Source organism: Bradyrhizobium sp. USDA 4461, from assembly GCF_054055655.1.
On sequence record NZ_JBSRXM010000001.1, the window covers coordinates 6,423,823 to 6,447,069 of the forward strand.

Genomic DNA, 23,247 nt, shown 5'->3' on the forward strand with positions numbered 1-23,247 from the left:
ACGATTGCCGACGAGCCCGCGCTGCATCGGTGGGACAATGGCTGCTTCCGCGTGCTCCGCCGGCCCCTATCGGCCCCAGCGCAGCGCGTATATCGTCGGCGGCACATACAAGATCGACCCGGCCGCACCGGGGCGTGCCCGTCAAATGAGGAAGCGATGTCCGAGACGCTGCTGTTTTCGCCGATCACCATCCGCGGCGTCACGCTGAAGAACCGCATCGTGGTGCCGCCGATGCATCAATATTCGGCCGAGAAGGGTTTCCCGACCGACTGGCACCTGATGAATGCCGGCAAGTTCGCCGCCGGCGGCGCCGGTCTCGTGATCGTCGAATCGACCAAGGTCGAGCGCCGCGGTTGCGGCACGGTCGGCGATCTCGGCATCTGGGACGACAAGTTCATCGCCCCGCTCAGCCGCCTCGCGGGCTTCATCAAGCAGCAGAACGCGGTCGCCGGCATCCAGCTCGGCCATTCCGGCCGCAAGGCGCGTGCGAGCCGGCCCTGGGAGGGCGACCGTCCGCTCGAACGCTCTGCGGCGATCGAGGATTGGGATGCCTGGACGCCGGTGGCGCCGAGCGCGATCGCCCATAGCGAGCGCTGGCCGGTGCCGCGGGCGCTGGAAACGCACGAGGTGAAAGACCTCGTCGCGGCCTGGGGGCAGGCGGCGCGGCGCGCCCATGAAGCCGGGTTCGAGGTGCTGGAATTGCACGGCGCCCACGGCTATCTCGTGCATGAATTCCTCTCGGAGCGTTCGAACCAGCGCAGTGACGCATATGGCGGCACCGAATCGAACCGGATGCGCTTCCTGATCGAGGTGACGGAGGCCGTGCGCGCGCACTGGCCGGAGCACAAGCCGCTGTTCGTGCGGCTGTCGGTCGAGGACAATGCCGGCTGGGGTCCGGAGCAGAGCGCCCGGCTGGCGGGCATCCTCAAGCTTGGGGGCGTCGATGTGATTGACTGCTCGTCGGGCGGAATCAGCGAGATGGCGCCGATCCTGGGCAAGGAGATCAAATACAACTATCAGGTGCCGCTGGCGGAATATGTCCGCACCCACGCCGATATCATGACCATGGCGGTCGGCTTGATCATTCATGGTGACCAGGCCGAGCGGATCCTGCGTGACAAACAAGCAGATTTGATCGCGGTCGGCCGGGAAATCCTCAATAACCCCAACTGGCCGATGGATGCGGCATTGAAACTCGGGGTTGAAGGGCCATTTCGCAATGTTCCTCCGCAGTTTGGCTATTGGTTAGGCACCAGGGCCAAGCGCGGATTCGGCACCCGGCCATCGACCTGGCAGAACGGATTGCTGGAAACTGGCCCAGAGGCCGACCGGGAGCTGACTTGAGGCCGGCCAAGTGCCTGACTAAGTGCTGATTTGGCGCCGATCGGGGCCTCGTGACAGGACCGTAATGGTCCGGTGACGAAGCGGCCTTGATCCGACCAAAAAGCCGTTGTGTGGTGCCCCGCGTCGGGGTGAGGCGGGCCGAATGTTGCGAAACGTTGCCGGCCGATAGCGAAGGGATCACGGATAATGCGCAAACATGTTGGCTTCTTCCTCGGGACGGTTGCGGGAGCGTGTCTCACCCTGCTCGTGGCCTCGCCGCAGGGGGCGCATCTGTTCGCCGTCGCCAATGCCGCCGCGCATTCCGACAACTCCAACACCTATTCGCAGCTCAACCTGTTCGGCGAGGTGTTCGAGAAGGTCAAGACCGACTACGTCGAGAAGCCCGAGGACTCCAAGCTCGTCGAAGGGGCGATCAACGGCATGATCTCCTCGCTCGATCCGCACTCCCGCTACATGAACGAGAAGGGCTGGGCGGAGATGCAGGAGACCACGCATGGCGAGTTCGGCGGGCTCGGCATCGAGGTCACGATGGAGGACGGCTTCGTCAAGGTGGTGGCGCCGATCGACGACACCCCGGCCTCGCGCGCCGGCATCATGTCGGGCGACGTGATCACCTCGATCGACGACGACCAGATCCAGGGCATGACACTCGATCAGGCCGTCAACAAGATGAAGGGCGCGCCCAACAGCTCGATCCGGCTGAAGATCGTGCGCAAGGACGCCGACAAGCCGATCGAGCTCTCGATCACCCGCGAGATCATCCGCGTCCGCCCGGTGAAGTATCACGTCGAGGGCAACGACATCGGCTATATCCGGATCACCTCGTTCAACGAGCAGACCACCGACGGATTGCGCAAGGCGATCACGGATATCCAGAAGCAGGTGCCGCAGGACAAGCTCGACGGCTATGTCATCGACCTGCGCAACAATCCGGGCGGCCTGCTCGACCAGGCGGTGTCGGTGACCTCGACCCTGATGCAGCGCGGCGAGGTGGTCTCCACCCGCGGCCGCAATCCGGAAGAGACCCAGCGCTTCACCGCCCATGGCGGCGACATGACCAAGGGCAAGCCGCTGGTGGTGCTGATCAACGGCGGCTCGGCCTCGGCCTCCGAGATCGTCGCCGGCGCGCTGCACGACCACAAGCGCGCGACCCTGATCGGCACCCGCTCGTTCGGCAAAGGCTCGGTGCAGACCATCATCCCGCTCGGCACCGGCAACGGCGCGCTGGCGCTGACCACGGCGCGCTATTTCACGCCGTCGGGCCATTCGATCCAGGCGCTCGGCATCAAGCCCGACATCGAGGTGCTGCAGGAGGTGCCGGACGAGTTCAAGACCCGCTCGGAGATCAAGGGCGAGGCCTCGATGCGCGGCCATCTCTCGGCCGAGGGCGCCGAGCAGACCGGCTCGCAGTCCTACGTCCCGCCGGACGAGAAGAACGACAAGGCGCTGGCCGCGGCCTTCAACCAGCTGCGCGGCGTCACCGTCAACGCCGACGCCAAGAACGCCGACACCAAGGCCGCGCAGAAGCGGCCGGTGCCGAACTAGGCGCTGAGCTGTGTAGCCCGGATGGAGCGAAGCGAAATCCGGGACCGGTCTCCCGGAGGCGAGGTCCCGGATTGCGCCGAGCCTGTCATCGGGCGCGCGTTGCGCAGCTGCCGTCGCAGGGGTGTGCTGCCAAAATATGGAAAACAACCCCATGCAAAGGAGCCGATGGCGGCTGGCGCTCGATAAAGCGCATAGCCGCCATCGCCAAAGAAGGTCTGCGCGCGGCCATTGCAACGCTTTGTGACGTGGTGGGAGCAACCGCGGACACGACACGGGCCGCATGGTGCACGTCAGCGCGTGGTCCTCAATTGAGTGCACTGTCACCGTAATTCCGGATTATGCGGCTCTATAATCTCGGCTGCCTGTCGAGCCAGCGCCGCAGCGTCCGCAGCGTCCGCAACATCGCGGATATCGGCGCGGAACATGACGTCGAGGCATCTACTGGAAGAGGATCGGCAATTGCCGCTCTAGTGCAACATCAACCAATCCTCGCATTCTCTCGACTAGGAGCTCTCCGTCAACATCAATGAACGATTCTAATGCATTTCTCGGCGCAAGACCTATCGATCTGGCAACCGTCCGTTGCCATTCCGACGGAAACGCCACAGCCGGTCGCTGTCTCGCATCTTCCGCAACCGCATCCAGTTCGTCCGCGAGCTTCTTGCACTCCAGAACGTTCCATTCTCCATCGCAATCCGAATGCAAGATCAGCGTTGGAAATCTGGTTCCTGCTTTGCCACCTTCCAGCTCGTTGACCACATAGCTTCGAAAAAAATCAAAATCGGCGTAGGAGCCAACTTCGACACCCGCGATGTCTTCGTCATCGGCAAAAACACAAAGATAAAGGCCCATCAAAGAGGTTCCCGCTTAATGACATTTGGCAGGTCGCGTATTAATTCCTTCAGGGATGGAGCCAACCGGGATTTCTTCGGCAGTTTCAGAATCAGCTTCCTCCCGGTCGTCGACGCGTTGAACGCAAGTAGGCGTACTTGATACGTCGCGCGGAGTTCCTTGACGTTCTTGATTAGGTAGATCTTACCCGCCGCTTCAGCGTCTGGTCGAGCTTTCCTCGGCACTTGATGGCGGGTGAACTTGTACTCCATCGCTAGGCTCCTCAGCGAATCGGTGCCGTACGCACGCCCCATCGGACGAAATAGTCGGCTAATACAGTCCCAATGGGACGGCTGGTATATACGGTAAACGGTTGATTGGTTACAACAGAGTAGTACGTCTGAAGTCTGAGTTGATAGGTTGAATTCAGCGCAGAGCAATTACGGTGACAGTGCACTTAACACGCGCTCAATCGTGCTGCTCCACAGACGCCTTAGGCCCGCGTTTGCCTGGTTTGAGAATGCGGCCCGTCTTGCGCTCGATGCGGGCAAGGAAACGCTCGTCACCGAGCGGCCGCCCGATGCTCTCCGCGGCGCGTAGCCTCTCAAACAGATCCGCCTCCGGTTCGCATGCCAGGATCGGCGAAATCCGGAAAGCGATCGCGCACCGGCGCCAGCGCCGTGATGCCGTCGTCCTTGCCGCGCAAATGCGCCCGCGTGCTCGACCAGCGCCAGTCCTGCGCACGCTGCACCAAACGCGCCCGCACGGGATTGAGTGACACATAGCGCAGCGCCGCCGCGAAATGCGGCTCGTCCATCGCGACGGCGCCGAACCGGCCCTGCCAGAAATGACCGGTGCGTTTGCGCCGCGCCTGGATCGTGCCGGCATAGATGCGATGCACGCGCGCCAGTGCGCGGCGCAGCCCGTCGGGATCGGACGGCACCAGGATGAGGTGAACGTGGTTCGGCATCAGGCACCACGCCCACACCTCGACCCCGGCCGCGGCGCAATGGGCGGCGAGCAGGTCGCGATAGAGCGCAGTCGTTGTCGCCAAAGAAGGTCTGCGCGCGTCCATTGCCACGCTGCGTGACATGGTGGGGGCAACCGGGGATCACGACACGGGCAAGGCGAGCCATGCCGCATGGTGCACGCCGGGACGTGCCAATTAAATGCACTGTCACCGTAATTCAGTCCGGCTCGCAGTCCTACGTCCCGCCGGACGAGAAGAACGACAAGGCGCTGGCCGCGGCCTTCAACCAGTTGCGCGGCGTCACCGTCAACGCCGACGCCAAGAACGCCGACACCAAGGCCGCGCAGAAGCGGCCGGTGCCGAACTAGTTAGTAGACGAACCTTTCTACACGTCATGGCCGGGCTTGGCCCGGCCATCCACGACTTTCCCGAAGCGGATGCATTAGACGTGGATGCCCGGGACAAGCCCGGGCATGACGAGTCCTATGTAGCGAAGCCTACGCCGCGCCGGCGACAGGTTTGCGCCGGCGTGTGGCGCCCGCACCCGCCGCGGGGCCGTGGCGGTGCCCGGCCAGCAGCTCGCGGATCTGCACCGCCGGCTTCGGCGGACTGAACAGATAGCCCTGCATTTCCGAGCAGCCGAGCTCGCGCAGCAATTGCTGCTGCTGGGCGGTCTCGACGCCTTCCGCGGTCGTGGTCATGCTGCGCTCGGCGGCGATGTTGACGACGGCCTCGACGATGCCGGCCGAGCCCTGGGGGTCGGCGATGTCGGTGACGAAGCAGCGGTCGATCTTGATCTTGTCGAACGGGAAGCGCTTCAGATAGCTCAGCGACGAATAGCCGGTGCCGAAATCGTCGAGCGCGATCCGGATGCCGATGGCGCGGAGCTGATGCAGCGCGGCGAGCGCGGTCTCGTCGTCGCGGATCAGCACCGCCTCGGTGATCTCGAGCTCGAGCCGGCCGGCTGACAGGCCCGACGCCGCAAGCGCCGCGATCACCTTGAGCGCCAGCGTGCCGCTCTTGAACTGGACCGGCGAGACGTTGACGGCGAGCCTGATGTGGTCGGGCCAGTTCACGGCCTCCTTGCAGGCCGTCATCAGCACCCATTCGCCGAGCTGGTTGATCAGCCCGGTCTCCTCGGCGATCGGCACGAACTCGGCCGGCGAGATCATGCCGCGCAGCGGATGACGCCAGCGCACCAGCGCCTCGCAGCCGGTGATCTCGTTGCTGCGCAGGTCGACGCAGGGCTGGTAATACACGTCGAGCCCGCTGCCGGCCGCGATGATCTGCCGCAGCTCCATCTCGAGCTCGCGGCGGGCGCGGGCGTCGGCGTCCATCGCCGGCTCGAAGAAGCGCGCGACGCGCCGGCCGGCCGATTTGGCTGCATACATCGCGAGGTCGGCGTTCTTCATGATCTGGTCGAGATCGGTGCCGTCCTTCGGCGCCATCGCGATTCCGATGCTGGCGTCGGTCGTGACCTGGTGGCCGAGGCATTGATAGGGCGAGCGGATCGCCTCGTAGATGCGCGCGATGAGGTCGGTGACCTCGATCTCGCTCTTCACGCCGGTCTGCACGATCGCGAATTCGTCGCCGCCGAGGCGGGCGACGAAATCGCCGCCGCCGATCACGCCGCTCAGCGTCCTGGCAACGGACTTGAGCAGCTCGTCGCCGACCATGTGGCCGAGCGAATCGTTGACGCCCTTGAACTCGTCGATGTCGATATAGAGCACGGCAAGCTGGCTGTCTGATGTGACATGCGATAGCTCGCGCTTGATCTCCTCGTGGAACAGGGCGCGGTTCGGCAGGTCGGTGAGCGCATCGTAGTGGGCAAGGTGCGTGATCCGTTCCTCGGCGCGGCGGCGCTCGGTGACATCCTCGTGGGTGGCAAGCCAGCCGCCGTCGGCGAGCGGCTCGTTGACGACCTGGATCGAGCGCCCGTCGGGCGTCGTGATCACCATGGTGTTGCGAACGCCGACGTCGCGCAGCACGAGGCTGACGTAACGTTCGACATCGCCCTGGAACGAGCCGGTCAAATGGCGGTGCACGATGACGTCGCGGAAGCTGCAACCGGGCTTGATGATATCGGCGGAGAGGGCGTACATCTCGATATAGCGCTTGTTGCAGATCACCAGGCGCTGGGCGGCATCGAACAGCAGCAGGCCCTGGGTCATGTTGTTGACGGCGGTGTCGAGCCGGAGCTTCTCCAGGGTCAGGCGCTGCTGCTGGGCGCGATGCTGCTGCACCAGCTTGCGCACCACGAGCGTCAGCAGGATCGCGATCGCCAGCACGGAGATGCTGGTCACCGCGATCAGGATGCCGATCTGCTCGCGCCAATTGGCGAGCGCCGCTTCCGTGGTGGTTGTCGCGACCACGACGATCGGGAATTTGGTCAACGCCCGCGACGACAACAGTCGGTCCTTGCCGTCGACCGGGCTGGGCAACCGTGTGGTGCTCGCCGGCAGCTCGAACACCTGCTGCTGGTTGGCGGGGCCGCTGCGGAAATTCTTCCCGATCAGCTCCTCGACATGCGGATAGCGCGCCAGCAGCGTGCCGTCGCGATGGTGCATCGAGATCGCGGCACCTTCGCCGAGCGCAACGGTTGCAAAGAATTTCTCGAAGGTCGCCGGCTCGATGCCGCGGCCGACCACGCCGAGGAATTCGCCATGCGGACCGGTGACCTTGCGGACGATGACCGTGGTCCAGCCGCCGTTGACGCGGCTGACCACCGGCGCGACCTGCATGTCGGGCGAATAGGGGCTCGATTTGAAGATCTGGAAGTAGCTGCGGTCGGCGATGTTGACCTGCGGCAGCGGCCAGGCGCCCGAGCTGTTGATCAGCGCGCCGTCGGCGTCGAACACGTTGAGGCTGCCGACATTGGACAGCGCCTCCATCTTGGACTTGAGCATCGCATGGATGTCGGCGGCCGACATCCGCCGCTTGTAATTCTCCGGCGTCGCGATCCCGTTATCGCGCATGAACGCGATCAGGTCGCGCTGCACCACCTCGAGATCATCGAGCTGCTGGTCGAAATGCCGCGCCAGCAGCAGCACGGTGTTCTCGAGTTCGCGCTCGCTGTTGTGCAACGCGCGCTCGCGGAAATTCTCCGCCATCAGGGTCGCGCCGATCGCGATCGCGGCCATCAGCACGGCGCCGCCAAGGATCAGCCAGCGGATCGGACCGCTGCCGATCACCGAGGTGATATTGAATGACGCGCTGCCGTTTGGATTCATCTGACGCAATCGGATCCCCGCGTTTCACCCGGAAGTAGCTTTCATGCACCTCCGGCCCGCGAAAGTCGTATCCAAACGAAATGGAGCGCTAGTTAGCGAGATTGGCTAACGAGCGGTTGCCTTGCGTCGACAGCCAAGCTGCCCGGCACCGTCCATTCGATCCGCGGTTCATTGAGGTGACCGCGCGCGCGGTCACTCACCCGCGCGGTAGTGCCCGGACTTGCCGCCGATCTTCTCGATCAGATGGATGCCTTCGATGCGCACGCCGCGCTCGACCGCCTTGATCATGTCGTAGATCGTCAGGCAGGCGACCGAGACCGCGGTCAGCGCCTCCATCTCGACGCCGGTCGGCCCGGTCACCTTGACGCTGGCGCGGACGATGCAGCCGGGCAGCTTGGCGTCGGTTGCGATGTCGATCGTGACCTTGCTCAGCGCCAGCGGGTGGCAGAGCGGGATCAATTCGGAGGTCCGCTTCGCCGCCATGATGCCCGATATCCGTGCGGTCGCCAGCACGTCGCCTTTCTTGGCCCGGCCTTGCTCGATCAGCACGAGCGTGGCCTTGCTCATCAGGACGCGGCCTTCGGCGACGGCGGTCCGTTCGGTCGCGGGCTTGGCCGAGACGTCGACCATGCGCGCCTCACCCTTGGCGTCGATATGGGTGAGGGCCGTGCCGGTCGGCTCGGCCTTGGTCACAGCCTTGCTCGCAACCTTGCTTGCAGCCTTGCTCTTGGCTTTGGTCTTCCGCGCCATCGCGTCAGCGCGTGCCGGAGGCGCGGGGCGCGGTCGGCCGCGTCAGCAGGGTCCGGGTCGCCGCCGTGACGTCCTGCTGGCGCATCAGGCTCTCGCCGACCAGGAAGGTCGACATCCCCACGCGCTCGAGGCGGGCGAGATCGTCCGGCGTGAAGATGCCGCTCTCGCCGACCATCAGGCGGTCGCGCGGGATCAGCGGCGCCAGCGCCTCGCTGGTCGCGAGCGTGGTCTCGAAGGTGCGCAGATTGCGGTTGTTGACGCCGATCATCGGCGAGCGAAGTTTCAAGGCGCGGTCGAGCTCGGCGCGGTCGTGGATCTCGATCAGGACGTCCATCCCGTAGGAGATCGCGGCGTCCTCGAGCTCCCCGGCCGCGGCGTCGTCGAGTGCGGCCATGATGATCAGGATGCAGTCGGCGCCATGGGCGCGCGCTTCCGCGACCTGATAGGTGTCGAACATGAAATCCTTGCGCAGCACCGGCAGATTGGTCGCCGCGCGGGCTGCGACCATGAAGTCGAGATGGCCCTGGAACGAGGGCGCATCTGTTAACACCGACAGGCACGCCGCGCCGCCGGCTTCATAGGCCTTCGCGAGATCAGGCGGATCGAAGTCAGCACGGATCAGCCCTTTCGAAGGCGAGGCCTTCTTCACTTCCGCGATCAGCGCGTAGTCGCCGCGTGCGTGCTTGTCCCTGAGCGCGCGGACGAAGCCGCGCGGGGCCGAGGCCGATTTGGCCTGCGCCTCGACCTCGGCGAGCGGACACGCGCGCTTTGCAGCGGCGATTTCCTCGCGCTTGTAAGCCTCGATCTTGGTCAGGATGTCGGACATGACTCAACGCCTTGCTTGCGCATGATCTGATTCGAAAAACCGGTTCCCACTTTTTCGGATCATGCTCACCCGTTGGAAACTGCGACCAGGTGCTTAAGCCGCGCCGCGGCAGCGCCGCTGTCGAGCGACTGCGCGCCGATCGCCACGCCTTCCCTGAGGTCCTTGGCGCGGCCGGCCACGATCAGCGCCGCGGCGGCGTTGAGCAAGGCGACGTCGCGATAGGCGCTCGGCTTACCGTTCAGCACGCTGGAGAGCGCGATCGCATTGGCATCGGCATCGCCGCCCTTCAGCGCCTCGCCGCCGACGCGGCCGAGGCCGGCGTCCTCGGGGGTGACTTCCGACGTCCTGATCTCGCCGTTCTCGAGCGTGGCAACGAAGGTCGGGCCGGTGAGGGTGATCTCGTCGAGGCCGTCGGAGCCGTGCACGACCCAGACCTTGTCGGAGCCGAGGTTCTTCAAGACCTGCGCCAGCGGCTGCACCCATTGCCGGGAGAACACGCCGACCATCTGCCGCTTGACGCCCGCCGGGTTCGACAGCGGCCCGAGCAGGTTGAAGATGGTGCGGGTGGCGAGCTCGACCCGGGTCGGGCCGACATTCTTCATCGCCGGATGATGCGCGGGCGCGAACATGAAGCCGATGCCGGCCTCCTTGACGCAGCGCCCGACCTGTTCGGGCGTCAGGTCGATCTTGACGCCGAGCGAGGCCAGCACGTCGGCCGAGCCGGAGCGCGACGACAGCGCGCGGTTGCCATGCTTGGCGACGGGGATGCCGGCGCCGGCGACGATGAAGGCCGCGCAGGTCGACACGTTGACCGAGCCGGAGCCGTCGCCGCCGGTGCCGACGATGTCGACCGCCTCGGCCGGCGCCTTGACCGGCAGCATCTTGCCGCGCATCGCGCTCACCGCGCCGGTGATCTCCTCGACGGTCTCGCCGCGCACCCGCAGCGCCATCAACAGCCCGCCCATCTGCGACGGCGTGGCGTCGCCCGACATCATGCTGTCGAAGGCGGATGCCGCTTCCTCACGCGTCAGCGTGGCGCCGGTGGCGACTTTTCCGATGATCGATTTCAGGTCGTCCATTCGCTGGCTCAGGGTCTGTTGTTGGAGCTTGATCTCCGGACAGCGCGCCGTCGCGCTGTCCGGATCATGCTCAATTATTCGCGCCTGTCACCTGTGCGAAGGCTGCCTCGTTGACGATCACGCCGATGTCAGACTCGATCTTGCTGACATATTGCGCGACCTGCTCGTCGCTCAGCGAGCGCTTCAACGCCTCGGTGAGCTGCTTGACCTCGTTGGAGGCGAAGTCGACCGGCGGCACCGTAACGTCGGTGACGCGGAACACCACCCACTGGCTGCCGCCGGCGACCGAGGTCTGGCCGTCGCCGTCTTTGGCGGTGCGGAACGCGGCCGCGATCACGCCGGCCGGCACGTTGGGCGGCGTTGCCTCGCGGCGGAAGTTCGCCGCGGTCTCGACCTTGACGCCGGCCGCAGCCGCCTCGTCGGCGAGCTTGGCGCCGCCGTCGAGCTTCTGCACGATCTCGGTCGCCTTGGCGCGCAGCTTGGCAGATATCTGGTCCTCGCGCCATTTGGCCTCGACCTGGTCGCGCACCTCGTCGAGGGTACGCTCGCGCGACGGCGTGATGCCGAGCACGTCGTACCAGACATAGCCGTTGTTGAACGAGATCGGGTCGTTGTCGACGCCGACGTCGCTGTTGAAGGCCTGCGATACCACGTCGAGGCCGCGCGGAATGTTGGTCGCGACCTGGCCGTTCGGCAGACGTCCCGAGCGGTCGACCGCGTCGATCGTGACAGCGGCCAGTTTCAGCTTCTGCGCCGCATCGATGACGCTGGAGCCGCCGCCGCGCTCGTCTTCCATCTTGTCGCGCAGCTCGGCGACCTTGGTGCGGGCGCGCTCGGCGGCGATCTCGCTCTTCACCTGCTGCGCCATGCTCTCATAGGTCGGGGTCACGCCCGGCTCGATCTTGCCGACCTTGACCAGCGCGATGCCGAAGCGGCCCTGCACCGGCTGGCTGACGTCGCCTGCCGGCAGCGCGAAGGCGGCATCGCCGACCGCGGGGTCAAGGATCGCCGACTTCGCGACCAGGCCGAGATTGACGTCGGCCGGGTTGAGGTTGCGCTCCTTGGCGATGTCGTCGAACGAGGTGCCCGAGGCGATGCGCGCGCGGGCGGCCTGCGCCTCGCCGGCGTCCGGGAACACGATCTGCGAGACCTCGCGCTTCTCCGGTTTGCTGAGCCGGTCCTTGCGCTCCTCGAACAGCTTCTTCGCATCCTCATCCGACACCGTTTCCCACTTGCCGATTTCCTCGGGCGTGATCGCGACGAAGGCGATCTTGCGGTATTCGGGCGCGCGGAACTGGACCTTGTGGTCCTCGAAATAGGCAGCGAGCGCCTCGGGCGAGGGTGGATCGATGGTGCCGGCCTGTGCGGCACCGAGCGTGACGAAATCGATCGAGCGCTGCTCGTTCTGGAAGCGGGTCAGCGCCTCGACCATCGATTTGGTCGGCTCGATCCCGGACGAGACGGTGCCGGCGATCTGCCGCCTGAGCCCGACGCGGCGCTGCTCGGCGATGTAGCGGCCTTCGGTGTAGCCGAAATTGCGGATCACGGCCTGGAAGCGCTGCGGATCGAACTGGCCGTTGAGGCCCTTGAAGTTCGGATCGTTGTAGATCGTGCGCAGCACCTCGGCGTCGGACTGATTGAGACCCATGCGGCGCGCCTCCTCGTCGAGGGCTGCTTCCGCGAGCGTCTGCTGCAGCACCTGGCGGTCAATGCCGAAGGCGCGGGCCTGGTCCGGGGTCAGCGGACGGCCGAACTGGCGGCCAAGCTGCTGCAACCGGTCGGTATAGATCTGGCGGAACTGCTCGGCCGAAATCTCGGTCCCGCCGACCTTGGCGAAGGTCGACTGGCCAAACCCCTTGAAAATGTCGGCGATGCCCCAGATCCCGAAACTGACGATCAAAACGCCCATCACCACGGCCATAATCGTCTTGCCGAGCCAGTTTGATGAGGCTTTCCGCATTCCTCGAAGCATGGGTCCAACTTGTTTTACAGGAGGGGAACCGGTCGCGCCCAAATGGGACCGAAAGTCGGGACTTTTGGTCCGGCAGCAGGGCGTCACCGAATTGAAAACGCTTATAAAGTGGCCGAAGCCCCCCCGCAACCATGGGTGAGGGGGCGGATTGAAGCGGGTAGGCTCTTGTTCGGACGCGTTTTCTTCACGCGAACCGGTGCCCGCTTCGCTCGAAAACGCTCTGCACGCCGCGCAACGGGAGCCAAGCCGCGCTCTGGAAGTCGCCGCCTGGCTCTGATAGCGCTGACGACGCTTCGAAGATGGGAAAATCCGACATGACCGACGCCATCCGGCCGCTGATCGCCGGCAACTGGAAAATGAACGGCCTGAAATCCTCCTTTGCCGAATTTGACGCGATGCTGGCCGGCGCCGGCGACGTCGCAGGGAAGGCCGACCTGCTGGTCTGTCCGCCGGCGACGTTGGTCGGGGCGTTCGCCGACAAGGCACGCGGCTCGAAGGTTGCCGTCGGCGCCCAGGATTGCCATCCGAAGCCGTCGGGCGCCCACACCGGCGATCTCTCGGCGGAGATGTTCAAGGATCTCGGCGCGGTCGCCATCATCGTCGGCCATTCCGAGCGGCGCGCCGACCATGGCGAGTCCGACGCCTTGATTCGGCAGAAGGCGGAGGCCGTCTGGCGCGCCGGACTGACCGCGATCGTCTGCATCGGTGAGACCCGCGAGCAGCGCGATGCCGGCAAGACGCTTGATGTCTGCGGCACCCAACTTGCGGGCTCGCTGCCCGACGGCTCGACCGCGGCCAACCTGGTGGTGGCCTATGAGCCGGTCTGGGCGATCGGCACCGGCCTGACCCCGACCGCCAAAGATGTCGAGGACGTTCATCGGTTTATCCGCGGTCAGCTCACCGATCGCTTCAAGGCCGAGGGAAACAGGATCAGGATCCTCTATGGCGGCTCGGTGAAGCCGTCGAACGCGGCCGAGCTGATGGCCGTCGCCAACGTCAACGGCGCGCTGGTCGGCGGCGCCAGCCTGAAGGCCTCCGACTTCCTGGCCATCGCCGCGGGGTGTTAGGCGGACGGCGCTCCACCCACGTCATTGCGAGCGAAGCGAAGCAATCCATTTCACCGCATATGTGGATCGATGGATTGCTTCGTCGCTTCGCTCCTCGCAATGACGCCTCGGGCTAGGTTGCAGCAGCGCCGATCCGCTTCCAGTAGATCATCGTCCCCGTGAGCCCGCCATGCGGCTTCAGCGCGTAGTCCGGGATGATGCCGCTGAGCTGAAAGCCCGATCGCTCGTAGAGCGGCGCGGCGCCGTCGTCGACCGCGGTGTCGAGCACCAGCAGCGTGCGTCCGTGCTCGATCGCGAGCCGCTCGGCCGTGCGCAGCAATGCGGTCGCGACGCCGCGGTTGCGGTGGCTGGGCCGCGTCATCATTTTTGCAATTTCCGCCCGATGCGGCTGGTTCGGCGGCAGCTTGAGCAGCAGCGTCACGGTCGCGATCAGATCGTCGCCCTCGAATGCCCCGAGCACGATGCGCTCGCCGCGCGCGGCAGCGCCGAGCGAGTCCTGCCAGAACGCATTGGCATCGCCCGGCGATAGCGGATGCATGAAGCTCACGGAGCCGCCGCTGGCGACGGTCTCGATCAACAGCCCGCTGAGCGCGCTGCGAATCCCGGGCCCGTCGGCGAGCGGCTTGATCGAAAACTGCGGCATGCGTCAGCTCCGGGCCAGGGCGACCACATAGGTGCACCCGGTGTTGGTCTCGTTGGCGAAGGTGGTTTCCGCCGGCGGGCCGAAGCCGAAGCAATCGCCGCTCGCGAGCACCTGACGCGCGCCGCCTTCGGTGATCACGAGGCTGCCGCTCAAGACCCAGACCAGCTGGCGGATATGCGCGTAGGACGAGGCGGGCAGGGTGACGGATTGCTTCGGCGGCAGCTCGACCCGCACCAGCTCGACCGGATGGTCGGGACGGCTGAACACCTGGCGGCGCAGATAGCCGGTTTCCGGATCGCGCCACAGCGGCTGGGTGGCGGCGCGCGACAACCGTTCGCCCTCGCCCTCGGCGCGCAGCATCAGGCCGGCCAGCGTGAGGTCGAACGCCGAGGCGAGCCGCACCAGCACGACCGCAGTCGGGCTGACCTCGGCGCGCTCGATCTTGCTGATCGTCGCTTTCGAGACGCCGGCGCGTTCGGCAAGCTCGGCCAGCGACCAGCCGCGGCCATCCCGCTCGAGCCGGATCCGCTGCGCCAGGCGCTGGCTCAGGTTGTCTACTAAAGTATCCATACGTCGATCATAGTGGAATTGACCGGTTCCGATCAAGGGCCCCGGCGGGCGCCGTCTGTGCTGCTTGTGATGTCGGCCGTTGCGACTATCTCGGGGGTGACAATGCCCGGTGCAATCGTGTAACAGGGCGCGACTTTCACGAAACCCGCAAAGCCGATAGCGCCGTTTGTCTGGCCGCTTGGCGGCTTGTGACGGAAGGCTTGCGATGCAGACTGTCGTTATCATCATCCATCTCATGATCGTTGCCGTCATGATCGGCGCCGTGCTGCTGCAGAAATCCGAAGGCGGCGGCCTCGGCATGGGCGGCGGTGCCGGCTTCATGTCGAGCCGCGGCACCGCGAACCTGCTGACGCGGACCACCGCGATCCTCGCGGTCGGCTTCTTCGTGACCAGCCTGTTCCTGTCCTGGTACGCGGGCTACGACCGCAAGCCGAGCTCGATCATCGGCACCGGCGCGCCGGCGCAGCAGACGCAGCCGGCCAGCGGCACGCCGCTGACGCCACCGACCTCCGGCGGCATCCTCGATTCGCTGAAGAAGACCGACGAGCAGCAGGGCCAGCAGGCTCCGAGCGGTCCGCAGGCGCCACGGTCGCAATAAAGCGGGGTGGCCATGCAGGATGCGGCGCTGGCATCCTGCATCCAGAACCCCCATTAATGCTCTGAAATCGCTCTCAGTTTAACGTAACCCACAGCCCGGTGATTTGTTTGCCGGGAACAGCCGATTCGTTTTGCGAATCGCAGCAAGCGGATTAAAGGTAAAGTCCCATGGCGCGGTACATATTCATCACCGGCGGCGTGGTCTCCTCGCTCGGCAAGGGTCTGGCTTCAGCGGCGCTCGGCGCTCTGCTGCAGGCCAGAGGCTACAAAGTCCGCCTTCGCAAGCTCGATCCCTATCTCAACCTCGATCCCGGAACGATGTCGCCGTATCAGCACGGCGAAGTGTTCGTCACCGACGACGGCGCCGAGACCGATCTCGATCTCGGCCATTACGAGCGTTTCACCGGTCGTCCGGCCACCAAGGCCGACAACATCACGACCGGGCGGATCTATCAGGACATCATCACCAAGGAGCGCCGCGGCGATTATCTCGGCGCCACCATCCAGGTGGTCCCGCACGTCACCAACGCGATCAAGGAATTCGTGCTGTCGGGTAACGACGAGTACGATTTCGTGCTGGTAGAGATCGGCGGCACCGTCGGCGACATCGAGGGCCTGCCGTTCTTCGAGGCGATCCGCCAACTCAAGAACGAGCTGCCGCGCGATCATGCCGTCTACATTCATCTGACGCTTCTGCCGTACATTCCAAGTGCCGGCGAACTCAAGACAAAGCCGACGCAGCACTCGGTCAAGGAGCTGCGCTCGATCGGCATCCAGCCCGACATCCTGCTGTGCCGCACCGACCGCGAGATTCCGAAGGAAGAGCGGCGCAAGCTCGGCCTGTTCTGCAACGTGCGCGAGAGCGCCGTGATCGAGGCGCGCGACGTCGACAATATCTATGCGGTGCCGGAGGCCTATCACGCCGCCGGCCTCGACGACGAGGTGCTGGCCGCGTTCGGCATCACCGCGAAGATTCCGCCGGCGCTGCAGAGCTGGAACGTGATCAACGAGCGCGTCCGCAATCCGGAAGGCGCGGTGACGATCGCGATCGTCGGCAAGTACACCGGCATGAAGGACGCCTACAAATCGCTGATCGAGGCGCTCTCGCATGGCGGCATCGCAAACAAGGTGAAGGTCAATCTCGACTGGATCGAGAGCGAGGTGTTCGAGAACGAGGACCCGGCGCCGTTCCTCGAGCACGTCAACGGGATCCTGGTGCCCGGCGGCTTCGGCCAGCGCGGCGCCGAGGGCAAGATCCGCGCGGCGCAGTTCGCGCGCGAACGCGACGTGCCGTATTTCGGCATCTGTTTCGGCATGCAGATGGCCGTCATCGAGGCGGCGCGCAATCTGGTCGGCATCGAGGAGGCCAACTCGACCGAGTTCGGCCCCACCAAGGAGCCGTTGGTCGGCCTGATGACGGAATGGCTGCGCGGTAACGAGCTCGAAAAGCGCTCGCAGAGCGGCGATCTCGGCGGCACGATGCGGTTAGGGGCCTATCCTGCGGCGCTGAACCGCGGCAGCCGGGTCTCGCAGGTCTATGGCGGTGCGACCGAAATCTCCGAGCGGCATCGCCATCGCTACGAGGTCAACACCGCCTACAAGGACCGGCTCGAGCAGCACGGCCTGCGCTTCTCCGGCATGTCGCCCGACGGTGTGCTGCCGGAGATCGTCGAATACGAGGACCATCCCTGGTTCATCGGCGTCCAGTTCCATCCCGAACTGAAGTCGCGCCCGTTCGAACCGCACCCGCTGTTCGCGTCGTTCATCGAGGCGGCGGCGAAGCAGAGCCGGCTGGTTTAAAGCCTCGATCAGCTGCGCCGTCAGACGGCGGCGCAGTCCTCGCTGGCCCGGCGTTCTTTCTTGATCGGTAAGACATCTGCACCGGGCGCCGGCGCGGCGTCGCGCGTCATCAATCTGTGTTGCGGGCGCCTCGTCAGCCGGTAGACTGCGGCCGGCGGCACGTTGAGGATGGCGCGGTCGACCAGCGTGGCGCGCAGGCCGAGCCGGTCGAGGATCGGCCGCCGCACCGGACAACGCATGCCGTAGGTGAATTGATAGAAGGCGCCGCCGGGACGCAGATAGCTGAACGCGCCGCCGACGATCGCCATCACCTTGCGCGGCGACATGTTGAGCAGCGGCAGTCCGCTGACCACGGCGCCGACCGGCGCGCCGTCGTAGAGCCGTTCCGAGGCCAGCCGCGCCGCGTCCATCCACAGCACGCGCGCGCCGGGGAAACGCAGCTGCAACAGCCGCATGAAATCCGAGCCGTATTCGATCAGCGTGAGATCCTGCTGGCGCACGCCACGCTTCAGCAGCTGGTAGGTGAACGCGCCGGTGCCCGGTCCGAGCTCCAGCACCGGGCCGGTGTTAGCGGTGATGTCGCGTGTGATCAGTTCGGCGAGCGCTGTGCCCGACGGCGCGATGGCGCCGACGCGGCCGGGGGCTGCCATCCACGCCGTGAAGAAAGACAGGAGATCATGTGACATTGGGATTCCCAGCAAAGTATCGCGGCGCTTCGACTCAGATGCGAAGCGTGATGCGTTGTTTGCGGGAGCTGCATTGCGAGAACATTGCGCAACATTGTGCGCATCACGACAGCAACGGCGCCGGCGGTAAGGTGAGACGGAAGCACGCGCCGCCCTTCGGGCCGTCGAGCACGGAGACGTGACCGCCATGCAGCCTTGCGATCTCACGCACCATGTTGAGACCGAGACCGGCGCCGCGGTCGAGCGGTGCGAGGCGGTAGAACGGATCGAAGATCCGCGCGCGCTGGTCCTGCGGAATGCCGTCGCCTTCGTCTGATACATCGATGGTCGCGGCGCTGCCGACGTGGATCGTGATGGTGCCACGGCGGCCGCCATGCTGGATGGCGTTCTGCACGAGGTTGGTCAGCGCGCGCTCCAGCGCAGCACGGTCGCCAAGCGTTTCGACCCGGTCGGTTGCGGTTTCGAGCGATAGTTCGTAGCCAGCCGCGATCGCGAGCGGCGCGAGATCGGCCGCGACATTGCGCGCGACCGCGACGAGATCGACCCGCACGAACGGGTTGCGGCACTGGTCGAAGCGCTGGATGTCGAGCAACTGCTCGGCGAGGGTCGCAAGCCGCGCCGAATCCTCCAGCAGGCGGGTTTTCTCGGGGCCCGGAGGCAGGGATTCCAGCCGCGTGTTGAGGATCGCGATCGGCGTGCGCAATTCGTGCGCCGCGTCGGCGACGAAGCGCTGATGGCGCGAATAGCCGTCGTCGAGCCGCTTCAGCGCATCGTTGACGGCGGTCACCAGTGGGGCAACTTCGAGCGGCAGATGCTCCGCCGACAGCCGGCTGCCGCGCTGGCGGAAATCGATCCGGCGTGCTTCGTCGGCCGCGGTGTCGAGGCCGGCAAAGGCTCGCCTGATCACCATCGGCGTTGCCACGAAGGTCGCCGCGGCCATCAGCATCAGGCCGGGCAGGGCGACGGCGAGAAACGCCAGCGAGGTGGCGAGCACCGTCTTGGCGCGCGTCATCGGTCCTTGCGTGGCCGTCATCACCTGAACCGGTCCGGCATCGGTGTTGACGCGCTTCATGCGGGCCGGCGGCTTGCGCGGGTCGTCCTCGAACATCTGCCAGCCGAGCCGCGCCTGGCTGATCTGGTCGAGCGCATCACCGATCCTGGCAAACTCGTTCGGCACCGCACCTTCCGACAGTGAATGGCCCTGCCGGTCGCGCACCACGAACCAGAGGTCGGGCGTGTTCTCGCGCAGCTCCTTCAGATCCGGTGTCGGGCGCAGCATCAAGCCGCCTTGAGGATCGCGCGCGAGCGCACCCTGCACGATGCCGATGACGTGGTCCTCGTCGCGCGGCACGAGCAGGATGCCGGAGGCGCACAGGCCCGCGATCAGCAGGATGACGAGCAGGGCGAGCAGGGCTGCCTGCAACGTCACCAGCCACCAGCTCAGTTTGGAGCGCAGGCAATAGTGATCGGCCGCCTCGCTCATGACGTCTGCTTCAGGAGGTAGCCGACGCCGCGGATGCTGTGGATCTCGACGCCGGCATCGGCGTCGGCAAGCTTGCGCCGCAGGCGCGAGACATGGGCGTCGAGCGCGTTGGACTGGATCTCGTCCTCGTTGTAGACGGCTTCCTCCAGCGTCGCGCGCAGCACGGTGCGGCCCATGCGACGCAGCAGGGTCTCCAGCACCAGCAGCTCGCGCCGCGGCAGCTCGAGCGGGCGGCCGTCGACGCTGGCCTCGCGATGGCCGCAATCGAAGGCCACGCGGCCGGCCTTGATGATCTCGAGCTGGAGGCCGGCGGGCCGGCGCAGCACGGCGCGCAGCCGCGCCAGCAGTTCCTCGACCGCGAAGGGTTTGGCCAGATAATCGTCAGCGCCTGAGTCGAGGCCGGTGATGCGGTCGGCGAGGTCGCCGCGCGCGGTCAGCACGATGATCGGCACGCCGTCCGCCTTGGCGCGTAATTTCGGGATCAGCGTGAGCCCGTCGCCGTCTGGAAGCTGGCGGTCGAGCAGCACCGCGCCATGGACATCGGCGGAAATCGCTTCCTCGGCCTCGGCAAGGTTCGGCACATGGTCGACCACCATGTCATAGCCCTTCAGGGCCTGCGACAGCGCCGCCGCCATCTCGGCCTCGTCTTCGACCAGCAATATCCGCATGTGCTTTGGGTCCAGATCCCGAAGGGCTGCTTTTAAGGCAAGTAACATTGCAACAACATTGCGGAAATGGCCGCCTGCGGCGAGCAGGGGTGCCATGTTGTCACTCCCTCAAGACAGTCCGGAACCGAGTAGCTATAACCGCCCCCGCAAACAATTCTGGGGAGTACCGCCAATGATCTACGAGACCCGCGTCTATCGCTGTCTGCCGGGCCGGCTGCCGGCGCTGCTCAAGCGTTTCGAGACCATCACGCTGAAACTGTGGGAGAAGCACGGCATCAAGCAGGCTGGCTTCTTCACGACGCTGGTCGGCGAATCCAACCAGGAACTGACCTATCTGCTCGCTTGGGAATCGCTCGCCGAGCGCGACAAGAAGTGGACCGCGTTCACGACCGATCCGGAATGGATCAGCGCGCGCGCCAAGACCGAGGAGGACGGCCAGATCGTTCTCAACATCGTCAACCAGCTCCTGGTGCCGACGTCGTTCTCAGCGGTCAAGTGATGCGGTGGCCGTCAGGGGCACGATGACGAGGCCTCGTCGTGCCGCAGCTCCTTATTGCGGGCAGCCCGAGGTCTGATCGCCCTGGGTCACCATCGGCTTGCCGTTGATGAAGACGCCGTGACTGCCTGAGGTGGTCTTGCCGCCGCAATGCGTGCGGTCGCCCATCACGACCGCCGGCTTGCCGTTGATCAGCACGTTGGGCACGCCTTCGACCAGCGGGCCGCCATTGCTGGTGGTGTCTCCGCTGCGCGCCGCCGGCTTGCCGTTGATGGTGACGCCGGCGGCGCCGCTGGTGACGACCCCGGGCAGGCTGCTGGCCTGGCCATAGGCCAGGCCGGACATCGCCGACGAGGCGACAAAGGCTCCGATCATCAACAGGCGCATGTCATCCTCATTGGGACTCTGTTCCGCTCAATCTACAGGGGCGGATGGGGCAGGATTGTGATAGCACGGCCCACCCACGGCGTCAGCGCAACCCCCTCATCGTGCGGGATGGCTTGATCCCTCCCGTGTGGGATTGCATGGTCGCAGGCCAATAAGGATGCAGCATTTTGACCAATCAGGTTTCCGCGCCAGCCGCGCCGATCGTTGCCGTTGGATCGGCCAAATTCGGCAACGCCTTGCCGCTACAGATCATCGCCGGTCCCTGCCAGCTCGAGAGCCGCGCGCACGCGCTTGAAGTGGCCTCGGCGCTGAAGGAGATCGCGGCCAGGCTCAAGATCGGTCTGGTGTACAAGACCTCGTTCGACAAGGCGAACCGGACCAGCGCATCGGCGGCGCGCGGCATCGGACTGAAGCAGGCGCTGCCGATCTTCGCCGAAATCCGTTCGTCGCTCGGGCTCTCTGTGCTGACCGATGTGCATGAACCCGACCAGTGCGCGGAGGCGGCCCAGGCGGTCGACGTGTTGCAGATCCCGGCGTTCCTGTGCCGGCAGACCGATCTCTTGCTGGCCGCGGCCGCGACCGGCAAGGCCGTCAACGTCAAGAAGGGCCAGTTCCTGGCACCGTGGGACATGACGAACGTGGTCAGCAAGATCACGGGCGCCGGCAACGCCAATGTGCTGGTCACCGAGCGGGGCGCGTCGTTCGGCTACAACACGCTGGTGTCCGACATGCGCGCGCTGCCGATCCTGTCGCGCACGACCGGCGCGCCCGTGATCTTCGACGCCACCCATTCGGTGCAGCAGCCCGGCGGCAAGGGCACTTCGTCGGGCGGCGAGCGCGAATTCGTGCCGGTGCTGGCGCGCGCGGCGGTCGCGGTCGGGGTTGCCGGCGTCTTCATCGAGACCCATCCCGATCCGGATCATGCGCCGTCCGATGGACCCAACATGGTGCCGCTGCGGGAGTTCGAATCCCTCGTCAAGCGGCTGATGCAGTTCGACGTGCTCGCCAAGACGGCAGCCTGACCGGCGGACAACGACATGACCGCAACCAGCGGCATGCCGCCGGCCCTCAACGTGATTACGCTGGCGACCTTCGCGGCGAGCCTGTCGGTGCGCGCGCTCGATCCGGTGCTGCCGCATGTCGCGGATGATTTCGGCGTCAGCATCGCGACCGCGGCGAGCTTTGCCGCGGTGTTCGCCTTCACCTTTGCCGCGGTCCAGCCGGCGATCGGCGCCGCCGCCGATCTGTTCGGCAAGGCGCGGCTGATGACGATCTGCCTCGGGCTGCTCGGCGTTGCCAACATCCTCGGCGCGCTCTCGACCTCGTTTCCGATGCTGTTCGTGACCCGCATCCTCGCCGGCGTCGGCTCGGGCGGCGTGTTTCCGGTGGCGCTGTCGTTGACCAGCGATCTCGTCGGCCCGGACAAGCGGCAGCTCGCGATCGGACGGACGCTGGCGGGCTCGATGACCGGCAATCTGCTCGGCGCCACGGCCTCGGGCCTGATCGGCGATCTGCTCGGCTGGCGCGGCGTGCTTGCGGTGCTCGGCGGCCTCGTGATCGTCGTTGCGCTGGCGGTCGCAGCCGGCTTCCGCGGCGCCGAGCTGAACCGGCCGCCGCGCACCAGCCTGAAGGCGCTGCGCCACGGCTATCGCACCATCTTCACCAACCCGAACGCGCGGATCTGCTATTCGGCGGTTTTCGTCGAGGGCTGCTGCGTGCTCGGCCTGTTTCCCTTCATCGCCTCGTTCCTGTTCGAGCTCGGCGAGACCTCGCTGTCGATCGCCGGCATCGTGATCGCGGGCTTTGCGATCGGCGGATTGCTCTACACGCTGACGGTGGCGCGCCTGCTGCCGATGATCGGGGTGAGGGGGATGATGATCGTTGGCGCGACGCTGGTCGCGATCCAGCTGGTCGGCGTCGCCTTCGGGCCGCACTGGAAGCTGCAGATGGCGGGCCTCCTGGTGATGGGCCTCGGCTTCTACATGATCCATGGCTGCCTGCAGGTGTTCGCCAGCGAGCTGTCGGTCGAGGCGCGCGCCACCGCGCTGTCGCTGCACTCGTTCTTCTTCTTCATGGGCCAGACCGTCGGCCCGATCGCCTACGGTTTCGGCTTGCAACACGCCGGCAAGACCGCGACGCTGGTCTCGGCGGGCGCGGTGATGGTCGTGCTCGGCTTCATCTGCGCAAGATTCCTCAAACAGCGGGCGCCAGCCGACGCGCATGCAGGGACCTGAGTGGGGGCTGCGAGGCATCCACGCCTCAATGGCTGCTCCCGGCCGCTATTGGTTCCCGCCCGACCCGGC

General features: G+C 65.8%; 23 protein-coding genes. 9 read left to right on the top strand and 14 right to left on the bottom strand.

The features are described from left to right. Positions 1–156 precede the first annotated feature (156 nt). Together ACVINW_RS30205 and ACVINW_RS30210 are read left to right on the top strand one after the other, a co-directional pair. Positions 157–1,344, top strand: a complete 1,188-nt coding sequence (locus ACVINW_RS30205) for an NADH:flavin oxidoreductase/NADH oxidase (RefSeq protein WP_456754635.1) — start codon at positions 157–159, stop codon at positions 1,342–1,344. 186 nt (positions 1,345–1,530) lie between these two features. Beyond that, positions 1,531–2,889: a S41 family peptidase gene (locus ACVINW_RS30210; RefSeq protein ID WP_456754636.1), complete on the top strand. Its 1,359-nt coding sequence runs from the start codon at positions 1,531–1,533 to the stop codon at positions 2,887–2,889. Positions 2,890–3,327: 438 nt separating this feature from the next. On the opposite strand, the gene ACVINW_RS30215 is transcribed toward ACVINW_RS30210, so the two are convergent. The 3 genes from ACVINW_RS30215 to ACVINW_RS30225 all read right to left on the bottom strand — a co-directional run bounded on the left by ACVINW_RS30215 (position 3,328) and on the right by ACVINW_RS30225 (position 4,774). Continuing rightward, positions 3,328–3,741, bottom strand: coding sequence for an Imm70 family immunity protein (locus tag ACVINW_RS30215; RefSeq protein ID WP_456754637.1), 414 nt, complete (start codon positions 3,739–3,741; stop codon positions 3,328–3,330). Continuing rightward, the gene (locus ACVINW_RS30220) at positions 3,741–3,992 is read right to left on the bottom strand and encodes a hypothetical protein (protein WP_456754638.1); all 252 of its coding nucleotides are present in this window, start codon (positions 3,990–3,992) and stop codon (positions 3,741–3,743) included. Before ACVINW_RS30220 ends, ACVINW_RS30215 begins: the two co-directional genes overlap by 1 nt. Before the next feature lie 332 nt (positions 3,993–4,324). Next, positions 4,325–4,774: a transposase gene (locus ACVINW_RS30225; protein WP_456754639.1), complete on the bottom strand. Its 450-nt coding sequence runs from the start codon at positions 4,772–4,774 to the stop codon at positions 4,325–4,327. Between the two features lie 104 nt (positions 4,775–4,878). On the opposite strand from ACVINW_RS30225, the gene ACVINW_RS30230 reads away from it, so the two are divergent. After that, the gene (locus ACVINW_RS30230; RefSeq protein WP_456754640.1) at positions 4,879–5,058 is read left to right on the top strand and encodes a hypothetical protein; all 180 of its coding nucleotides are present in this window, start codon (positions 4,879–4,881) and stop codon (positions 5,056–5,058) included. Positions 5,059–5,187: 129 nt separating this feature from the next. On the opposite strand, the gene ACVINW_RS30235 is transcribed toward ACVINW_RS30230, so the two are convergent. The 5 genes from ACVINW_RS30235 to ACVINW_RS30255 all read right to left on the bottom strand — a co-directional run bounded on the left by ACVINW_RS30235 (position 5,188) and on the right by ACVINW_RS30255 (position 12,547). After that, positions 5,188–7,920 (bottom strand): bifunctional diguanylate cyclase/phosphodiesterase, encoded by a 2,733-nt coding sequence (locus ACVINW_RS30235; protein ID WP_456754641.1) that lies wholly within the window; start codon positions 7,918–7,920, stop codon positions 5,188–5,190. Between the two features lie 192 nt (positions 7,921–8,112). Next, positions 8,113–8,670, bottom strand: a complete 558-nt coding sequence (gene moaC, locus ACVINW_RS30240; protein ID WP_456754642.1) for a cyclic pyranopterin monophosphate synthase MoaC — start codon at positions 8,668–8,670, stop codon at positions 8,113–8,115. A 4-nt stretch (positions 8,671–8,674) separates the two neighbouring features. Beyond that, complete coding sequence (trpC, locus tag ACVINW_RS30245) at positions 8,675–9,496, bottom strand: indole-3-glycerol phosphate synthase TrpC (RefSeq protein WP_456754643.1); 822 nt, start codon at positions 9,494–9,496, stop codon at positions 8,675–8,677. A 65-nt stretch (positions 9,497–9,561) separates the two neighbouring features. Further along, entirely contained in the window at positions 9,562–10,575 is a 1,014-nt protein-coding gene (trpD, locus tag ACVINW_RS30250) for an anthranilate phosphoribosyltransferase (RefSeq protein ID WP_456754644.1), read from the bottom strand. Between the two features lie 70 nt (positions 10,576–10,645). Then, entirely contained in the window at positions 10,646–12,547 is a 1,902-nt protein-coding gene (locus ACVINW_RS30255) for a peptidyl-prolyl cis-trans isomerase (protein WP_456754645.1), read from the bottom strand. 314 nt (positions 12,548–12,861) lie between these two features. On the opposite strand from ACVINW_RS30255, the gene tpiA reads away from it, so the two are divergent. Continuing rightward, positions 12,862–13,614 (top strand): triose-phosphate isomerase, encoded by a 753-nt coding sequence (gene tpiA / locus ACVINW_RS30260; RefSeq protein ID WP_456754646.1) that lies wholly within the window; start codon positions 12,862–12,864, stop codon positions 13,612–13,614. 112 nt (positions 13,615–13,726) lie between these two features. Here tpiA and ACVINW_RS30265 read toward each other — a convergent pair whose 3' ends face one another. Together ACVINW_RS30265 and ACVINW_RS30270 are read right to left on the bottom strand one after the other, a co-directional pair. Beyond that, positions 13,727–14,257: a GNAT family N-acetyltransferase gene (locus ACVINW_RS30265; RefSeq protein ID WP_456754647.1), complete on the bottom strand. Its 531-nt coding sequence runs from the start codon at positions 14,255–14,257 to the stop codon at positions 13,727–13,729. 3 nt (positions 14,258–14,260) lie between these two features. After that, positions 14,261–14,827, bottom strand: a complete 567-nt coding sequence (locus tag ACVINW_RS30270) for a helix-turn-helix domain-containing protein (RefSeq protein ID WP_456754648.1) — start codon at positions 14,825–14,827, stop codon at positions 14,261–14,263. 205 nt (positions 14,828–15,032) lie between these two features. On the opposite strand from ACVINW_RS30270, the gene secG reads away from it, so the two are divergent. Together secG and ACVINW_RS30280 are read left to right on the top strand one after the other, a co-directional pair. Further along, complete coding sequence (secG, locus tag ACVINW_RS30275) at positions 15,033–15,425, top strand: preprotein translocase subunit SecG (RefSeq protein WP_456754649.1); 393 nt, start codon at positions 15,033–15,035, stop codon at positions 15,423–15,425. A gap of 167 nt (positions 15,426–15,592) precedes the next feature. Continuing rightward, positions 15,593–17,224, top strand: a complete 1,632-nt coding sequence (locus ACVINW_RS30280) for a CTP synthase (RefSeq protein WP_456754650.1) — start codon at positions 15,593–15,595, stop codon at positions 17,222–17,224. A 20-nt stretch (positions 17,225–17,244) separates the two neighbouring features. Here the strand turns inward: ACVINW_RS30280 and ACVINW_RS30285 are convergent, their stop codons facing one another. The 3 genes from ACVINW_RS30285 to ACVINW_RS30295 form a co-directional block, all read right to left on the bottom strand. Continuing rightward, positions 17,245–17,910, bottom strand: coding sequence for a class I SAM-dependent methyltransferase (locus tag ACVINW_RS30285; protein WP_456754651.1), 666 nt, complete (start codon positions 17,908–17,910; stop codon positions 17,245–17,247). Positions 17,911–18,013: 103 nt separating this feature from the next. After that, entirely contained in the window at positions 18,014–19,393 is a 1,380-nt protein-coding gene (locus tag ACVINW_RS30290; RefSeq protein ID WP_456754652.1) for a sensor histidine kinase, read from the bottom strand. Next, entirely contained in the window at positions 19,390–20,061 is a 672-nt protein-coding gene (locus ACVINW_RS30295; protein ID WP_456754653.1) for a response regulator transcription factor, read from the bottom strand. The genes ACVINW_RS30290 and ACVINW_RS30295 overlap by 4 nt, the downstream gene beginning before the upstream one ends. 172 nt (positions 20,062–20,233) lie before the next feature. Here ACVINW_RS30295 and ACVINW_RS30300 point away from each other — a divergent pair, with 172 nt between their 5' ends. Next, positions 20,234–20,560: an NIPSNAP family protein gene (locus ACVINW_RS30300; protein ID WP_456754654.1), complete on the top strand. Its 327-nt coding sequence runs from the start codon at positions 20,234–20,236 to the stop codon at positions 20,558–20,560. A 51-nt stretch (positions 20,561–20,611) separates the two neighbouring features. Here ACVINW_RS30300 and ACVINW_RS30305 read toward each other — a convergent pair whose 3' ends face one another. Continuing rightward, positions 20,612–20,944: a PAAR domain-containing protein gene (locus ACVINW_RS30305; RefSeq protein WP_456754655.1), complete on the bottom strand. Its 333-nt coding sequence runs from the start codon at positions 20,942–20,944 to the stop codon at positions 20,612–20,614. Positions 20,945–21,111: 167 nt separating this feature from the next. Between ACVINW_RS30305 and kdsA the strand changes: the two genes are divergently transcribed. Together kdsA and ACVINW_RS30315 are read left to right on the top strand one after the other, a co-directional pair. Continuing rightward, on the top strand, positions 21,112–21,966 hold the full coding sequence (gene kdsA / locus ACVINW_RS30310) for a 3-deoxy-8-phosphooctulonate synthase (RefSeq protein ID WP_456754656.1): 855 nt from the start codon (positions 21,112–21,114) through the stop codon (positions 21,964–21,966). Positions 21,967–21,981: 15 nt separating this feature from the next. Further along, positions 21,982–23,178, top strand: a complete 1,197-nt coding sequence (locus tag ACVINW_RS30315; protein ID WP_456754657.1) for an MFS transporter — start codon at positions 21,982–21,984, stop codon at positions 23,176–23,178. Positions 23,179–23,247: the final 69 nt, after the last annotated feature.

Excerpts from the sequence above, each read along its gene's own strand:
- ACVINW_RS30205 (WP_456754635.1), top strand. The coding sequence starts at position 157 with ATGTCCGAGACGCTGCTGTTTTCGCCGATCACCATCCGCGGCGTCACG.
- ACVINW_RS30210 (WP_456754636.1), top strand. The coding sequence starts at position 1,531 with ATGCGCAAACATGTTGGCTTCTTCCTCGGGACGGTTGCGGGAGCGTGT.
- ACVINW_RS30215 (WP_456754637.1), bottom strand. The coding sequence starts at position 3,741 with ATGGGCCTTTATCTTTGTGTTTTTGCCGATGACGAAGACATCGCGGGT.
- ACVINW_RS30220 (WP_456754638.1), bottom strand. The coding sequence starts at position 3,992 with ATGGAGTACAAGTTCACCCGCCATCAAGTGCCGAGGAAAGCTCGACCA.
- ACVINW_RS30235 (WP_456754641.1), bottom strand. The coding sequence starts at position 7,920 with ATGAATCCAAACGGCAGCGCGTCATTCAATATCACCTCGGTGATCGGC.
- moaC (WP_456754642.1), bottom strand. The coding sequence starts at position 8,670 with ATGGCGCGGAAGACCAAAGCCAAGAGCAAGGCTGCAAGCAAGGTTGCG.
- trpC (WP_456754643.1), bottom strand. The coding sequence starts at position 9,496 with ATGTCCGACATCCTGACCAAGATCGAGGCTTACAAGCGCGAGGAAATC.
- trpD (WP_456754644.1), bottom strand. The coding sequence starts at position 10,575 with ATGGACGACCTGAAATCGATCATCGGAAAAGTCGCCACCGGCGCCACG.
- ACVINW_RS30255 (WP_456754645.1), bottom strand. The coding sequence starts at position 12,547 with ATGCTTCGAGGAATGCGGAAAGCCTCATCAAACTGGCTCGGCAAGACG.
- tpiA (WP_456754646.1), top strand. The coding sequence starts at position 12,862 with ATGACCGACGCCATCCGGCCGCTGATCGCCGGCAACTGGAAAATGAAC.
- ACVINW_RS30265 (WP_456754647.1), bottom strand. The coding sequence starts at position 14,257 with ATGCCGCAGTTTTCGATCAAGCCGCTCGCCGACGGGCCCGGGATTCGC.
- ACVINW_RS30270 (WP_456754648.1), bottom strand. The coding sequence starts at position 14,827 with ATGGATACTTTAGTAGACAACCTGAGCCAGCGCCTGGCGCAGCGGATC.
- secG (WP_456754649.1), top strand. The coding sequence starts at position 15,033 with ATGCAGACTGTCGTTATCATCATCCATCTCATGATCGTTGCCGTCATG.
- ACVINW_RS30280 (WP_456754650.1), top strand. The coding sequence starts at position 15,593 with ATGGCGCGGTACATATTCATCACCGGCGGCGTGGTCTCCTCGCTCGGC.
- ACVINW_RS30285 (WP_456754651.1), bottom strand. The coding sequence starts at position 17,910 with ATGTCACATGATCTCCTGTCTTTCTTCACGGCGTGGATGGCAGCCCCC.
- ACVINW_RS30290 (WP_456754652.1), bottom strand. The coding sequence starts at position 19,393 with ATGAGCGAGGCGGCCGATCACTATTGCCTGCGCTCCAAACTGAGCTGG.
- ACVINW_RS30295 (WP_456754653.1), bottom strand. The coding sequence starts at position 20,061 with ATGCGGATATTGCTGGTCGAAGACGAGGCCGAGATGGCGGCGGCGCTG.
- ACVINW_RS30300 (WP_456754654.1), top strand. The coding sequence starts at position 20,234 with ATGATCTACGAGACCCGCGTCTATCGCTGTCTGCCGGGCCGGCTGCCG.
- ACVINW_RS30305 (WP_456754655.1), bottom strand. The coding sequence starts at position 20,944 with ATGCGCCTGTTGATGATCGGAGCCTTTGTCGCCTCGTCGGCGATGTCC.
- ACVINW_RS30315 (WP_456754657.1), top strand. The coding sequence starts at position 21,982 with ATGACCGCAACCAGCGGCATGCCGCCGGCCCTCAACGTGATTACGCTG.